Origin of the sequence: Synechococcus sp. RedBA-s, assembly GCF_024345495.1 — a bacterium.
GTDB lineage: Bacteria > Cyanobacteriota > Cyanobacteriia > PCC-6307 > Cyanobiaceae > Regnicoccus_A.
In genome coordinates, this window is sequence record NZ_JAGQBF010000024.1 from 35,071 (window position 1) to 48,892 (window position 13,822).

General features: G+C 70.3%; 12 protein-coding genes. 6 read left to right on the plus strand and 6 right to left on the minus strand.

The genetic code is table 11. The features are described 5' to 3' along the window. Positions 1-17 precede the first annotated feature (17 nt). The 4 genes from KBY67_RS10830 to KBY67_RS10845 are packed head-to-tail and all read right to left on the minus strand — an operon-like array spanning position 18 to position 9,661. The gene (locus KBY67_RS10830; RefSeq protein WP_255111038.1) at positions 18-1,721 is read right to left on the minus strand and encodes an ATP-dependent RecD-like DNA helicase; all 1,704 of its coding nucleotides are present in this window, start codon (positions 1,719-1,721) and stop codon (positions 18-20) included. Next, positions 1,718-5,605, minus strand: coding sequence for a UvrD-helicase domain-containing protein (locus tag KBY67_RS10835; protein WP_255111039.1), 3,888 nt, complete (start codon positions 5,603-5,605; stop codon positions 1,718-1,720). Before KBY67_RS10835 ends, KBY67_RS10830 begins: the two co-directional genes overlap by 4 nt. After that, positions 5,602-8,976, minus strand: coding sequence for an exodeoxyribonuclease V subunit gamma (locus KBY67_RS10840; protein WP_255111040.1), 3,375 nt, complete (start codon positions 8,974-8,976; stop codon positions 5,602-5,604). Before KBY67_RS10840 ends, KBY67_RS10835 begins: the two co-directional genes overlap by 4 nt. 10 nt (positions 8,977-8,986) lie before the next feature. After that, the gene (locus tag KBY67_RS10845; protein WP_255111041.1) at positions 8,987-9,661 is read right to left on the minus strand and encodes a metallophosphoesterase; all 675 of its coding nucleotides are present in this window, start codon (positions 9,659-9,661) and stop codon (positions 8,987-8,989) included. Between the two features lie 102 nt (positions 9,662-9,763). On the opposite strand from KBY67_RS10845, the gene KBY67_RS10850 reads away from it, so the two are divergent. Both KBY67_RS10850 and KBY67_RS10855 read left to right on the plus strand, forming a co-directional pair. Continuing rightward, a complete protein-coding gene (locus tag KBY67_RS10850; protein ID WP_255111042.1) occupies positions 9,764-10,105 on the plus strand; it encodes a hypothetical protein in 342 nt (113 codons plus the stop codon). Between the two features lie 137 nt (positions 10,106-10,242). Then, a complete protein-coding gene (locus tag KBY67_RS10855; protein ID WP_255111043.1) occupies positions 10,243-10,398 on the plus strand; it encodes a hypothetical protein in 156 nt (51 codons plus the stop codon). Between the two features lie 24 nt (positions 10,399-10,422). Here KBY67_RS10855 and KBY67_RS10860 read toward each other — a convergent pair whose 3' ends face one another. Beyond that, positions 10,423-10,761: an MgPME-cyclase complex family protein gene (locus KBY67_RS10860; RefSeq protein WP_255111044.1), complete on the minus strand. Its 339-nt coding sequence runs from the start codon at positions 10,759-10,761 to the stop codon at positions 10,423-10,425. Further along, on the minus strand, positions 10,758-11,507 hold the full coding sequence (locus KBY67_RS10865; protein WP_255111045.1) for a pyridoxine 5'-phosphate synthase: 750 nt from the start codon (positions 11,505-11,507) through the stop codon (positions 10,758-10,760). Before KBY67_RS10865 ends, KBY67_RS10860 begins: the two co-directional genes overlap by 4 nt. 162 nt (positions 11,508-11,669) lie before the next feature. Between KBY67_RS10865 and KBY67_RS10870 the strand changes: the two genes are divergently transcribed. From KBY67_RS10870 to grxD, 4 genes are read left to right on the plus strand one after another with little or no spacing between them, the layout of a single operon-like run. Beyond that, a complete protein-coding gene (locus KBY67_RS10870; RefSeq protein ID WP_255111053.1) occupies positions 11,670-12,440 on the plus strand; it encodes a 1-acyl-sn-glycerol-3-phosphate acyltransferase in 771 nt (256 codons plus the stop codon). A gap of 28 nt (positions 12,441-12,468) precedes the next feature. Next, a complete protein-coding gene (locus tag KBY67_RS10875) occupies positions 12,469-13,005 on the plus strand; it encodes a hypothetical protein (RefSeq protein WP_399214323.1) in 537 nt (178 codons plus the stop codon). 55 nt (positions 13,006-13,060) lie between these two features. Continuing rightward, a complete protein-coding gene (locus tag KBY67_RS10880; protein ID WP_255111046.1) occupies positions 13,061-13,303 on the plus strand; it encodes a BolA family protein in 243 nt (80 codons plus the stop codon). A 42-nt stretch (positions 13,304-13,345) separates the two neighbouring features. Further along, complete coding sequence (gene grxD / locus KBY67_RS10885) at positions 13,346-13,669, plus strand: Grx4 family monothiol glutaredoxin (RefSeq protein ID WP_255111047.1); 324 nt, start codon at positions 13,346-13,348, stop codon at positions 13,667-13,669. Positions 13,670-13,822: the final 153 nt, after the last annotated feature.

Consider the following 13,822-nt stretch of genomic DNA (forward strand, 5'->3'; position numbering starts at 1 on the left):
GTCTGGCTGCCCTTTGTTCAATCGGGCAGCCAACCCTGGCCTTCGGGGGTGATCAGCACCCCCTGCCGCCGTGCTCTGGTCAGGGCTGTGTAGAGGAGGCGCCGGTCCCAGCGGCCCTCCGCCTCCGGCATCAGCACCAGCACCTGCTGGTACTGGCTGCCCTGCGATTTATGGATCGTGATCGCGAAAGCCGCTTCGGCGGCGGCCATGCGGCTGGGGTGCACCAGCCTTGTTTCCTCCCCGGCGACGCCGAGGTCCTGGCTTCCCCAGAACAGCAGCCTGCGCTGGCCGTCGCTGTCCACCACCACACCCACATCGCCATTGGCGAGCCCCTGCTCCGGCAGGTTGCGCTGGCACAGCACCGGAGTGCCGGGTGGCCAGAACGCCGGTCCCCGGCCCCAGTCGTCGCCCAGCAGCCGTTGGTTCAGCGCCTGCACCCCCCAGCTCCCGCGTCGGGTGGGGGCCAGCACCACGCAGTGCTCCAGCTCCTCCAGCAGCTCCCGGCTGAAGCGCTCAGGATCCACGCTCCAGCTGGCGGCCAGCTGGGCCAGCCGTGTCTGATGGGCCCTGAGTCGCTCCAGCAACTCGGCGGGCAGTCGGCCCACTGGAGATCGCCACCAGCTGAGGTTGTCTGTGCTGCTCAGCTCGCTCAGGTGGTCCAGAAATCCAGGGGTGTCACCCCGCCGCAGGTGGCCCGCCGCCAGGGCCAGCGCCCCGTCATTGCGGTAGGTGGTGATCAGCTCGATCGCCGCATCCCCCAGCTCCTGGAGCCGGGCTGGGGCCTGCAGCTCCTGCAGCACCGCTCCGGGTCCCACCGGGGCCAGTTGGTCGGGATCTCCCACCAGCACCAGCTGGGCATCGGTCGGCATGGCCTCCAGCAGGGCCGCCATCAGCGGCAGATCCAGCATCGACACCTCATCCACCACCAGCAGATCCAGGGCCAGGGGCCGCTGCCGGTGGCGTCCGAAGCCGTCGCCTCGGCTCTCCAGCAGCCGGTGCAGGGTGGTGCAGGGACTGGCCGCCAGCTGCGCGGCCAGCGGCGGAGGGAGGGTGGAGCCCCCGGCGGCGATGGCCTGGCGCAGGCGGGCGGCGGCCTTGCCGGTGGGTGCAGCCAGGTGCAGCTTCCAGCCGGGACGTTCCTCCAGCACCGCCGCCAGCATCTGCACGATCGTGCTGGTCTTGCCGGTGCCGGGTCCGCCCCCGAGCAGCACCAGGCCCTGGCTGAGCAGGGCCACCACCGCCGCCTGCTGGCGGGAATCCAGCCCGCCCCGCTTCTGGGCCCGCTCGGCGGCGGCCTTCCGGCGGGCGCCAGTCAGGGGAGGCTGCACGCTGGCCCTGGCCCGCCGCTGCAGTTCGGCCATCGTGCCCTCCAGCTGCAGCAGCCAGCGGCGCCAGCCCAGACCCCGCTCGCTCAGCATCACTGGGGGCGGGGCATCGCCGCTGGGCGCCGGGGGCGCAGCAGGTGCTGCCGGCTGCTGCGCCCCCAGAGCCCAGCCGCAGCGCACCAAGGCCTGGCGGTGGCCCTCAGGCCAGTGCTCAACGCTGATGATCCCCTCGGGGGCAGGCCCCTCCAGGGGCAGATGCAACTCACCGCGCACCAGGGCCGCACTCAGGGCGCCGATCAGCTCGCAGAGCAACGGATCGCTCCCGATCCCGTAGAGCCTGGGCAGGGCTTCGGCCAGGGCGGGGCCCAGGGGAGTGAGGGGCGGCTGTGGGCTCATTGCTGGCCCTCCCGCAGCAGCGCATCGAGGGCCTTAAGCCGCTCCAGCGGGGCTGGCTCCACGAACATGCCGGGCACCGAAAGCTCCGCCATCGTCAGGCCGGCTGGTGGGCGGATCGCTCCGGGGACGCCCCGCAGAAACAGATAGATGTAGCCGCCGAGATCGCGCTCAGGGCGGTAGCCCGGCAGGCGCCAGCCCAGGTAGCGGTGCAGGGCCACCAGATAGAGGTGGGCCTGGAGCGGGTAGTGGTGGCTTTCCATCACAGCGGCCATCTGGGCGCGCCCGTAGTCGAGGGGCCCGCAGGCGATCGGCTGGCCCAGGGGATCGCGCTGGCCCAGCCAGTTGCTCTTCCAGTCGGCCACCCACCAGCGCTCGTGCCCGTCAGGCCCCGGCGCCGTGAACACCAGATCGATCGAGCCGGTGAGGAAGCCGCGGCTAGCCACGGACAGCTCCGCCAGCCGCTGGGCGTAGTCCTCTCCGAAGCTGCCCTCGAGGTGGCCGCTGAACACCGCAGCCAACCCCTGGGCCCGCACCAGGGCGTGCTGCGCTGAGGCCTCTGCGCCCAGGGCCAGGGGCAGATCGAAGGGCATCTCGCGCAGCTGCCGCCGCGGATCCAGCTGGGCCAGCCCCAGCGCCCCAAGGGCCCCGCCCATCGGCGTGTGCCGCAGCTGCTCCAGGAACTCCAGGGTGGCCGGGGCGTGCTCCAGGTCGAGTCCAGCGCGCTCCAGCTCCCGCTCCACCAGCTCTCGGTGCAGCGGGTCGTGACCGCCCATGCGGTGATCCACCCGCTCCAGGATGCGGTGCAGGGCATCTCCGGCGGCGGCGCCGCGGGGAAACAGCGCCAGGGGGCCGCTGCGCGGGGCCGTGGCATCCGGCAGCCACTCCGCTCCGGCGGGGCCGCTGAGCTGAGGGCCTGGGCTGATTGGGTTCTCCCCATCGCTGGCAGTGCGATCAAGGCCATCGGTTTCACGGCCCTCCTCGATCGTCTCTGGCGCCAGGGGGGCAGCGTGGGCCCCCTGGGTCCAGCTGGAGTAGCTGCTACGCCCCCAGCCCGAGAACAGTGACCAGCGGGGCACCGGCCCGGTGCCCAGGTCTCCGGCCGCCGCCGGCGCCTGCCAGCGCCGCGCGGCCGGCTGCTCGGGATCACCCCTGATCAGGGTGACCGGCAGGGAGCGCCGCTGGATCTCTGCGTCCAGATGCTCCAGCCAGTCGCGATCGGAGCGATCGCTGCAGGTCTCGTCGCCGGCATCGAGCGCAGCCAGGGGCTCGTCGCTGAACAGCCAGGGGAGCAGGGGATTGCTGGCCTGGCCCCGGGCTGGGGCGAAACCGAGCACCAGCAGCTCCCTGGCCCGGGTGAGGGCCACGTAGGCCAGCCGTTCCCGCTCCGCCGCCAGGGCGGCCTGCTCCTGCTCCGCCGCCTCCTGAGCCAGACCCCAGCGCGGATCGAGATGCACATCCAGCTGGGGCCCGCTGGCGTTGGTCGGGCTCCAGCGGCGCCCGAGGCTCCTGCCCCTCCGGCGGGTGGGGCTGCCCACCCCCTGCCAGAAGTAGGGGCAGATCACCACGGGGAATTCCAGGCCCTTGCTGCGGTGCACCGTCACCACTCCCACCGCTGAGCTGACCGCATCGCTGTGGGGCTGTTGATGGTCCGGCACGGTTTCAGGTGGATGCAGCCGCCGTCGCCGCAACCAGTCGGCGGCGGAGGCCGCCCCGAGCCGCTGTTGATGCAGCCGCTCCTGCACCAGCTCGGCGCACTGCTGCAGATCGGCCAGCCAGCGGCCGTGCAGGGAGAGCCGAGCGAGCTCCTCACTGCGCAGCAGCCGCCCCAGGGTGGCCAGCAGACCATCGTTGGGGAGCCGCTCCGCCAGGCGGGCCAACTGGCCGGAGAGCCGATCCCAGTCGTGGCTGTCGGCGGCCGCCAACCGCTGTGGGCTCCAGCCCAGCAGGGGGGAGGCGGCCAGCAGCCGCAGGCGGTCGCCGCTGCCGGGCTCCGCCAGGGCATCGAGCAAGCGCTGCAGCAGGGCTGCTCCTTCGCCGGCGAACACATCCCCCTGGCTGAGCAGGCGGCTGGGGATTCCCCGGCGCTCCAGGGCCCCGCGCAGATCTTCGGCCTGCTGGTGTCGGTCCACCAGCAGGCAGAGGTCGGAGGGTCGTAGCGGCCGGCTCGTCTCCCCAGCGCCCATCCGCCATCCCCGCAGCAGCAGATCCAGCACCAGGGTCGCCACCCGATCCCCCACACGACCCTCCAGCTCGCTGCGGCTGGGGAGTTCATCAACGGCTCCGCTCTCATCCCCCAGCCAGAGCAGTTGCAGGGGGTGCTGATCCGCCGGCAGCAGCAGGGGCTCGCCCCCATCCGCTCGGGCGGGCCGCAGGGGGGGCACCGGCAGCTGCGAGCGCGGCAGGCCCGGGGCCATCAGCTGGTTGAGGGCCTCCAGCAGCGCCGGCGAGGAGCGGAAGTTGCGTGCCAGCCGGTGGTTGGCGCTGGCGGCCCGGCTGGCGGCCCTATAGGTGTCGAGATCGCCGCCGCGGAAGCGGTAGATCGCCTGCTTGGGATCACCCACCAGCACCAGCAGCTGGCGCGGCTGGGCTCCAGGCGGCGCGAAGGCCCGCTGCAGGATGCGCCACTGCAGGGGATCGGTGTCCTGGAACTCATCGATCAGCGCCGCCCGGTAGCGCTGAGAGAGGGCTTCGATCAGGGCAGGCCGCTGGCTGCCGTCGGCGCCGGGATCGAGGCCGCTGAGCAGGTCGCCGTAGCTCATGCGCCCCCCCCGCTGCCGCCGCCGTGCCAGCTCCAGGCGGGCCCAGTGGCAGAAATGGCTGAGCACCGCTTCGGCTGGACCGTCCACCAGTGCCGCAGCCGCCGCCAGCAGCTCGGGCTGGGGCAGCCGCGGCCGCGGGCCCTCCAGGGCGGCCAAGGCCTGGCTGATGGGCCCCGGGTGGAAGTAGTCGGGAATCCAGCTGGTCTTGTCGTTCAGCAGCTCGGCGTAGGAGCCTGGGCAGGGCTGCGCCTGCAGCCAGGCGCCCAGCAACTGGACGCGTTTGTGTCGGGGGTTGGCGCTGTACGGCGCCTTGCTCTTGAGGCCTGCCTGCCTGCGCTCCGCCGCTGCAGCGCAGATCGCCTGCTCCAGGGCTTCTCCCTGCTGCTCAAAGAGCGTCCCGAAACGATCCCAGTCGCAGGCCCACTGGGCCAGCCACTGGGGGGCGAGGGGACGCTCGGGGTCCCAGCCCGGCGGCAGGTCCGGGCTGGCCAGGGTCGGATCCCCCTCCAGGGAGGCCAGCAGGCTTTGCAGTGCCTCGATCTGGACCCCCCGGCTGATCAGTCCGCGCAGGGCATGGGCCGGCAGGCGCAGCACCTGCTGCTGCCAGTAGTCGTGCACCACCTGCTCCTGCAGCAGCGCCCCGTCGTTCTCCAGCTCCACCTCCGGTGCCAGGCCGGCTTCCAGGGCCTGGCGCTGCAGGCTGCGGTGGCAGAACCCATGGATCGTGGTGATGTCGGCGGCATCGAGCTCCTCGAGGGCCAGCAGCAGCTGGGCGCGCAGCCGCTCGTGGTGCTCGGCGGGGAGGCTCCCCAGCCACTCCCTCAGCTCCTGATCCAGACCCTCCTGGCCCGCGGGATCAGGGTTCTGCAGCAGCAGCTGGGCCTGCTGCAGGCGCCGGCCGATCCGGTCCCGGAGCTCGGCGGCGGCGGTCTTGGTGAAGGTGACCACCAGCAGCGCCCGCAGCGACAGCTGCCGCTCGCCCACCAGCCGCAGCACCAGGTGGGCAAGGGTGAAGGTCTTGCCGGTGCCGGCACTGGCCTCAATCAGGTGCACCCCGGGGTCGAGGGACACGCCGTTGGCCGCTAGCTCCGCCGCCACCGGCCCCTGGGCACGGGCGCTGCTCATGGTTTCAGCTGCTGCTCCAGCAGCGGTTCATGCAGGGCCAGGGCCAGGGACACGAACGGGCCGAACTCGCCCTGGAGGATGGAGTCCGCCGGGCAGTCGCGGCCGAAGCAAAGGGCCATCGCCTGCTGCTGCCGTTCGCCCTCGCTCCAGGGGGGCGCCCCTTCCCAGCACTGCAGCGCCTTGGCGGAACCGCTGCCGGGGCGGCTGTGCTCGGCCTGGGCGTAGGCCCAGCCGGTTTCCGGGGGCACCGGCCAGCAGCACTGGTGGTGACTGTGGTGCCAGCTGAGCAGTTGCTGCAGCTGCTCGGCCGCGTCTTGCGCCTGCAGGGCCTGCAGGCGCTGCACCACCACGAAACGATCCTGCTCGCGGGCAATCAGCAGGGCCTGGCGCGGAGCCTGGTCGCTGGCGCAGGCCAGCAGCAGGCGCAGCCAGAGATCGAGCCGGTGGGGGGTGCGGGCCTGGGCGGTGTGCACCAGCACCAGCCGATCCTCGCGCCATTCGAGCTCCGCCTCCAGGGTCACGCCCAGCGGTTGGTTCGGCCGCTCCTGCAGGCCTGGCCACTGATGCCGCCGCCGTCTGGCTTCCCCCAGCTGCTCCAACAGCAGCTGCAACGACGACCAGCGCTGGCTGAGGGCATCGCCCTCTAGTTCCCCCGCCGTCAGGGGAGGGGCCAGGCCGCGGCCCCGCCACAGCCGCAGCCAGTCGGGCGGGGAGGGGTCATCGCTGCCGTTGGCGAGCTGATCGCGCAGCAGCCGCGAGCGGCGCAGCTCATCGAGGCTGAGGGCTTCGAGGTCCTCCACAGGCTCGGCCCATTCCCGCGGCCGCAGCCCCAGCTGCTGCAGCCAGCTCTCCTGGGGCGCCATCAGCCAGCGGCGCAGATCTTCAAAACCATCAACGCCTGGATCCGGCCGGGGCACGTTGCTGCCCTCGGGGGCGGCCGCCGGCTCGGGCGACTGGCGCCGGGCCAGGGGTTGCAGCGGCTGGGCGGCCATGGCCGGATCCTCGAGGAGCTGGCGGGCCTGGCGCAGGCGCTGGTCGCAGCTGGAGGGGGCCCTCAGACCCGTTGGCAGAAAATTGCGGCGATCGAGCGGGTTCACGGCGTGCTCCACCACCAGCCCCTCGAAGCCCTCGGCGCCCAGCTCGGCCCGTAGCTGGTCCAGCCATTGGCGCACCGGCGCCGGCGGTGGCAGGGGGTCCCCCCTGCGCTCATCGCGGCTGCTCCAGCTGATCAGCAGGTGATCGCGGGCCGAGAGCAGCGCCTCCAGCAGCACATAGCGGTCCTGGTCGGCGGGATCGGGGTCGCCCAGCAGGCGCTGGTGCTCCATCGGATGGAAGCTGGGCCGCTGACGGCGACGCGGGAACACCTCCGCATCGAGGCCCATCAGCACGATCACTCGGTAAGGGATGGCCCGCATCGGCTCCAGGGCGCTGATTGTCAGGGCGCCGCTGCGGTGGCCGAAGCGGCCGCTGTCGGCGCTCAGCCGCTCCTGCAGTACCGCCGCCACCACCGTGGCCGGGATCGTCAGGTGGCAGCCGGCGGCGCCGGTGGTCCACTCGGCGATGGCCTGGTGGATCGTTGCCAGCTCCCAGGCCCTCTCGCCGCCGTCGCCGAAGAGCTCCTCCAGCAGCGCCCTGAGGCAGGGGCCCCACTCTTCGGCGCGGCGGCTGCGGCGCAGCTCGGTGATCGCCCGCCGCAGACGGCTGAGCAGCAGGATCCAGCGGCCCTGGCTTTCGGGCGTGCCGGCCAGGGGGTGGGGGGCGCAGTCGCCGATGGCCAGGCCGGGTTCATCCGGGAGCACCAGGCCCAGCAGCAGTCGATCGATCGCCCAACTCAGGCTGTGCTGCTCGGCGCCGTTCCGCTCACCACCACCACCCCGCTCACCGCCGTCCAGGCCCCAGCGGAAGCCACAGGCCTGCAGCGCCCGGGTGATGGCGGCGGCCTCCCGGGGCTCCAGCTGATGGTGCTCCCGCAGGGCGGCGCCCTCCAGCAGGCCCTCCAGGCCCGAGGCGGTCAGGCGCTCCCCCGTCAGCCGCAGCAGCTGCAGCAGCGATTGGGCGATGCCGGCGTCATCGAGCTGGCTGCGGTCGGTGAGCCGCCAGGGCAGCTCCACCCCCGTGGCCTCGCTGTCCGAGAAGACCGAGGCCAGCAGAGGCGCCAATTGATCCACCTGGGGAGTCATCACCAAGATGTGGCGCGGCTCGAGGCTGGGGTCAGCGGCCAGCAGTTGCAGCAGGCGATCACGCACGATCTGCACCTGCCGCAGCCCACCGGGACAGGGGTGGAACTCCAGGGAGTGGTCGTTGATGGAGCGTTGCAGGGGAGCGGCGGCCGAGGGCTGGGCCAGGTGCTCCTGGAGCTGCTCCAGCAGGCTGGGCTGGCGGCGGACGCCGGCCGCCGCCGTGGCCGGCAGCAGGAACAGATCCAGCTCCTTGGAACTGCCCAGCTGCGACTCGCCGGTGCCCTCCAGCAGCTGCTGAAATTCGCCCCCCAGGCGGCCGAAGCGGGCCTCCAGTCCTGGGGTCTGCAGCAACCAGTCGAGGCCGAAGGGCTGCTCCAGGGCCAGGGCATCCTGGAGCTCGCGGCGGCGCTCCACGCAGCGCTGCCAGAGGTCGGCGCAGGGGGTGAGCAGGTAGAGGTCGACGGGCAACACCAGGGCCAGGGCCTGCAGCAGCTGCACCTGCACCGGCGGAGCGCTGCTGAGGCCGAACAGGCGCAGGGGGGCGGGGATCCCCTCGGCGCTGAGCTGGCCCTGGCGCAGGCGCTCGATCAACTCCAGGGCCCTGAGCCCGAAGGGCTTCCGCCCCAGCCGCTCCCCCAGGCGCTGAACCAGCAAGGGCTGCCAGGCCAGCGACTCCGGCAGGGGATTGCCGCGGCTGTCGCCACAACCGCCCTGCCACCAGGCCTGGGCCATGGCGGGCCTGTAGAGGCTGAGGTCGTCGAGGCCATCGGCGATGGCGCGGGCTAGTTGCCAGAGGGGCTCATCCAGCTCGCCACTGTCGTTGCGCTGGTCCAGCCAGCGGCGCAGTGGCGCGGCTTCCGGGGCTTCCACCAGCTGGGGCAGCAGCTCCAGCACCGGCCAGACCAGATCACCCGCTCGCCAGGGATCGCCACTGCCCTCGGGGCCCTCGGCGCTCTCGCCCAGGAGTTGCTCGACGACGGCGCGCAGCTGGCTGCCGGGAAAGGGGAAGCGGATGTTGGCGGCGATGCCCCCCAGTTCCAGGGCCAGCTGCTCGCCCAGCCAGCGGCTGGTGGGCCAGGTGTTCACCACCACCGACACCGTTTCGAACGGGTCGGGGGGGATCAGGCGCAAGTGCTGGCCCAGCAGCTGGGCCAGCAGGTCGGCCCGGTTGCTGCGATACACCGTCAGCATGGGGTGGTCGTCAGCGGGAGCCGGCCCCCGCCTTGGCTGAACGGCGCCGGCCCGGCAGCTGGGAGCCGATGCTGCGCAGCCCTGGCACGCTGATCAGCTCACCGCTCTCCGGGCAGTAGGCGCTGAGGCGGCCGCCGTAGCAGGCGCCGGTGTCGATCTTGACAATGCCGTTGGCACTGCGCTCTACCCGGGCTACGGGGGTGTGGCCGATGATCACGTCCCCGAACCTGCCGTCGTACTTGGTCCAGAAGGGCTGGCGGATCGAGAGGTCGGGCTTCCAACTGCTGGGATCGAAGCCGGCATGGGTGGCCACCCAGCCCTGGCCCCAATAGGCCAGGGGCAGGCCCTCCAGCCGCGTCCTCCAGAGGCGGCATTGACGGCCCCCCAGCTGCCGGTAGGTGTCGGAGCCCGCTAGGGCCGGATCACTGGCACCGCGTTGCTTGGTCAGGGCCTTTAGCAGGTTCTGCTCGTGGTTGCCCCGCAGCCAGATGGCCCTCCCCTGCTCCACCAGCCTCCAGGCCAGCAGCATGGTGCGCTCGATCTGGGGCCCTCGATTGATCAGATCACCGCAGAGGATCAGGCGGTCGCTGGTGGGCAGTCGGCTGATCAGGTCCTGAAGAGCGGTGGCGCAGCCGTGGACGTCACCGATCACCCAGTGACGGGGGGACTGCGGTGGAAACGCCATGCAAAAGATGCGCCGAAGTGAAGCTGCGCTGCCACCAGTGTGACCTCTGAGCTCCACTTCTGTCAGCAACTGGTACGGTCCAGCCGTGCCGCTGGGGTCTGAATGAATCCTGCTTCCCTGCCGGTGTCCCAGAAAGTTCAGGCTCTGGTGAAGGCCCTGAATGGAGCGCAGCGCACCAATGAAGCGCTGGCCCGCTGCCGTGACGGTGAGGAGATGATCGTTGTGCTGGTGGACGCCTCCCGCAAGCTCGGTCTTGGGCTCAGCCGCGAGGATCTGCTGAGGACCCCGCCGATCCGAGACTGGATCTGGTGGAAGAACAAAGAAGCGCTGCTCACCATCGGCGACAACGTTCCCCGCTATCAGCAGGACGGGGGGCAGGGCCGTGCCCCGAAGGCCGGCGAGGGCGAGGCGGAGCCCCGCCGCCGCTTCCTTGGGCTGTTCTGAGCGGGGGGCGGGATTCCGGTTGGGCTGATCGCCGGGTGGTTTGAAGCTCTCAAGGAAATCATCGGATTTGAGTCCGATTTGGCTGGGTGTGAGCTGACACCATGGATTGATCAACACGTCAGCGCCTCAACACCTTGATGACCACGGATCTCCACTGGCAGACAAATGGAGAGCTGCATCCCGACGATCTCGCGCGTCTGAGGGAGCGGATTCTCGCCGATGCAGCTCTCAATCCGGTGCAGCTTCAACTGCTGGATGGCTGGGTGGTCAACAAGCAGAAGCAGCTGGCCTGAGCGCCTCTTGACCCCGTCAGCCGCTCAGCTCGACTGCTGAGCCAGGGCATCTTCAATGCTGGGGCTGGGGGCTTGGAAGCTGCCCTTGGCCACGAATTCCAGCCGCAGCTTGAGAAATTCGATGAATTTGGGGTCTGTGGAGACCACGGCGGCCGCAGGGCTGGGCACGGTGGTGGCCAGGGCCGACAGTTCAGGCGCGCTCAGGAAGGCCGGCCGCTTGAGCAGCCAGAAATCGATCGCCTTGCCCACCTCGCCGTAGTTGCGCACCCGCTCGCGCAGCACCTCCTCCAGGGGTTCCTCCACCGTCAGGAACTGCTCACTGGCGGCGATGAAGTGATACGTGGTGGTGGGGGAGGCGCTCATGGGGTGCTGCCGCTGAACAGGGGGTCGCGACGGGGATTCTGAATCAGGGCGCGCATCTCCCTGACGGCACTCTGCAATCCCACCGCCAGGGCCCGAGCCACGATCGTGTGGCCGATGTTCAGCTCCTCCATGCCCTCAATCGCCGCGATCGGCTCCACGTTCTGATAGGTGAGCCCATGGCCGGCGTTGACCCGCAGGCCCAGGGAGCGGGCCACGAAGCTGCCCTCTTCCAGCCGCGCCAGCTCCCGCGGCTGCTCAGCCCAGGCGGCTTCGGCGTAGGCGCCGGTGTGCAGCTCCACCCAGCGGGCGCCGCTGGCCCGGCAGGCCTCCAGCTGGGGGCCGTCCGGATCCACGAACAGGCTCACGGGAATGCCTGAAGCCTGCAGGCGGCCCACCAGGGCCTGGAGCGTGCCGAGCTGGCTCACCACATCAAGGCCCCCTTCGGTGGTCACCTCCTGACGCTGTTCCGGCACCAGGGTCACCATGTCCGGGCGAATCCGCAGGGCGATGGCCTCCATCTCAGGGGTGGCGGCCATCTCCAGATTGAGGCGGCTGCGCACCGTGGCCCGCAGCAACTCCACGTCACGCTCCTGGATGTGGCGCCGGTCCTCGCGCAGGTGCACGGTGATGCCATCGGCGCCGCCCAGTTCCGCCAGCAGGGCCAGGGTGACCGGATCCGGTTCCAGGGCTCGGCGAGCCTGGCGCACGTTGGCGATGTGATCGATGTTCACGCCAAGGCTGGCCATGGCTCGCTCAGGGGCTTGAAGGACCTTTGATCCTATGGATCAGGCCCGGTGCTTCAGGGGCCGCGGCGGGGGCTGGCTCGACCGCAGAGGCAACTGCCCGTGGCCTGAGACGAAGCACGGCGGCGCGCTCTATCTTGCAGCCACTGGCGAATGCGGCTTCAGGTGAAGGCCGAGACGACGGAAGTGATTGAGGGACCACCCAGGACCGAGCCCAGGCGCCCTGAGCCGAAGCGACGCTCCAGCCTGGTGCCCCGGGAGAGCAGCGTCTGCCGGGGCATCAGTCCGCTGTTGTCACCGCTGGCGATGCTGGTGACCCAGGACATCGCCCTGCAAGGATTTTTCAGCTCGATTGAGGTGCTGGGATCGGAGCATCTGCCCCTGGAGGGTCCGGTGCTGCTGGCCCCCACCCATAGAGCCCGCTGGGATGCCCTGCTGCTGCCCCATGCCGCCGGCCGCCGGGTCAGTGGCCGCGATTGCCGCTTCATGGTCACCGTCACGGAGATGAGGGGGCTGCAGGGCTGGTTTCTTGATCGCCTGGGCTGCTTCCCGATCGATCAGGGGCGGCCGGGCACCAGCGCCCTGCGCTATGCCGTTGATCTGCTGGCTGCCTCGCAGCAGCTGGTGGTGTTCCCCGAGGGGCAGATCCGGCGTCGGGATGGGGCGATTCGGGTACACCAGGGACTGGGGCGGCTGGCGCTGTTGGCCGCCAGCCAGGGGGTGGATGTGCGGGTCGTTCCGGTGGGAATCGGCTACAGCCACGCCCCCCCGCGCTGCCGGGGCCAGGCCGCCCTGGCCTTTGCCCCTGCCCTGAGGGTGGAGAGGGATGGCGGCCGCGCCGCCGTGCGCGACCTCAACCAGCGGCTGGCGCAGGGGATGCAATCAGCTGAGGAAGCGGCCCGCCTGGCCGTGGGTCGTCCCATCGCTTCCCCGTAGAGTCCGACGAACTTTCGGTGTTGTCTCTGTGCGCCGGCCCCACGTTGCCCTCGGACTTGCCCTGGCGGCAACCCTGCTGTCCCTCACCCCGACCCTGCCCCTGCAGGCCCAGGGGGAGCCGCCGAAGGTGCTGGAAGGATCGGCTGGCACCTTCAACCTGCAGGCCGTCAAGGATCTGCTCAGCCGCGGGGATGCCGCTGTGGCCCGGGGTGATCTGGCCGGCGCTCGCAAGGACTACGACCAGGCCCGGGACGCCAGCCTGCGCCTGCTGGGCTTCTATCGCGACCTGAGCGGTTCCTTCCGCGGTCTCGATGCGCGCATCCCCCGCGAGATGGACCAGAAGGGACGCGAGTCGCTGGAGCTGCTGGCCCAGTCCAACCTGCGCCTGGCCGCGTTGCTGCGTCGCCAGAACCAGCCCGAGGTGGCCGTGCCGCTGCTGGTGGAGGTGGTGAAGGTGATGACCCCCACCCGCGAGGAGGGACGCCGTGCCTACCAGACCCTGGTGGAACTGGGCTTCGCCACCATCCCCTACACCGGCGGCGGCGACGTCCCGGCCACCCCGTAAGGCAGGCCAGCGCTCTGGCTTCTAGATTCGCCTTTGTGTGGATGAATTCTCAGTCATGGTGCAATCGGAGCAGGTGAAAGAAGCGATCTGCGCCAGCCTCCCCGATGCCGAGGTGGAGGTGGAGGATCTCACCGGTGGCGGCGATCACCTCCAGGTGAAAGTGGTGTCCTCGGCCTTCGCAGGCCTCTCCAGGATCAAGCAGCACCAGCTGGTGTACGCGGCCCTGCGCCGGGAACTGGCCAGTGAGGCGATCCATGCCCTCGCCCTGCAGACCACCACGCCCGTGGGCGTGGCCTGATCATCCCTCCCAACTCTTCCAACTTTTTCACCCCTTGCATCCATGGACATCGCCGTCAAGCAACGTATCGACAGCCTTCTGAGCAGCAGCCCGATCGTGGTGTTCATGAAGGGCTCGAAGCTGATGCCCCAGTGCGGGTTCTCTAACAACGTGGTTCAGATCCTCAACTCTCTGGGCCTGCCGTTTGAAACCTTCGATGTGCTCTCCGATCAGGAGGTGCGCCAGGCTATCAAGGAGTATTCGGAATGGCCCACCATTCCCCAGGTGTATGTGAACGGTGAATTCATCGGCGGCTCCGATATCCTGATCGAGATGTACAACTCCGGTGAGCTGCGCGAAACTCTCACCGTCGCCTTGGCCAGCTAGGTCCCTATTCCTAGGGAACCCCTGAAAAACCCGCTAAAATCAGTCCAGATCTAGGACTGAGACTGGAACGGATGGCCGACCCCCTCCAGCTGGGCTTCACGGACTACGAGCAGATCTACGCCAAAAAGAGGACGCGTCGCCAGCGCTTCTTGG

Coding starts and splice junctions, on each gene's coding strand:
- KBY67_RS10830 (WP_255111038.1), bottom strand. CDS start 1,721: ATGAGCCCACAGCCGCCCCTCACTCCCCTGGGCCCCGCCCTGGCCGAA.
- KBY67_RS10835 (WP_255111039.1), bottom strand. CDS start 5,605: ATGAGCAGCGCCCGTGCCCAGGGGCCGGTGGCGGCGGAGCTAGCGGCC.
- KBY67_RS10840 (WP_255111040.1), bottom strand. CDS start 8,976: ATGCTGACGGTGTATCGCAGCAACCGGGCCGACCTGCTGGCCCAGCTG.
- KBY67_RS10845 (WP_255111041.1), bottom strand. CDS start 9,661: ATGGCGTTTCCACCGCAGTCCCCCCGTCACTGGGTGATCGGTGACGTC.
- KBY67_RS10850 (WP_255111042.1), top strand. CDS start 9,764: ATGAATCCTGCTTCCCTGCCGGTGTCCCAGAAAGTTCAGGCTCTGGTG.
- KBY67_RS10855 (WP_255111043.1), top strand. CDS start 10,243: ATGACCACGGATCTCCACTGGCAGACAAATGGAGAGCTGCATCCCGAC.
- KBY67_RS10860 (WP_255111044.1), bottom strand. CDS start 10,761: ATGAGCGCCTCCCCCACCACCACGTATCACTTCATCGCCGCCAGTGAG.
- KBY67_RS10865 (WP_255111045.1), bottom strand. CDS start 11,507: ATGGCCAGCCTTGGCGTGAACATCGATCACATCGCCAACGTGCGCCAG.
- KBY67_RS10880 (WP_255111046.1), top strand. CDS start 13,061: ATGGTGCAATCGGAGCAGGTGAAAGAAGCGATCTGCGCCAGCCTCCCC.
- grxD (WP_255111047.1), top strand. CDS start 13,346: ATGGACATCGCCGTCAAGCAACGTATCGACAGCCTTCTGAGCAGCAGC.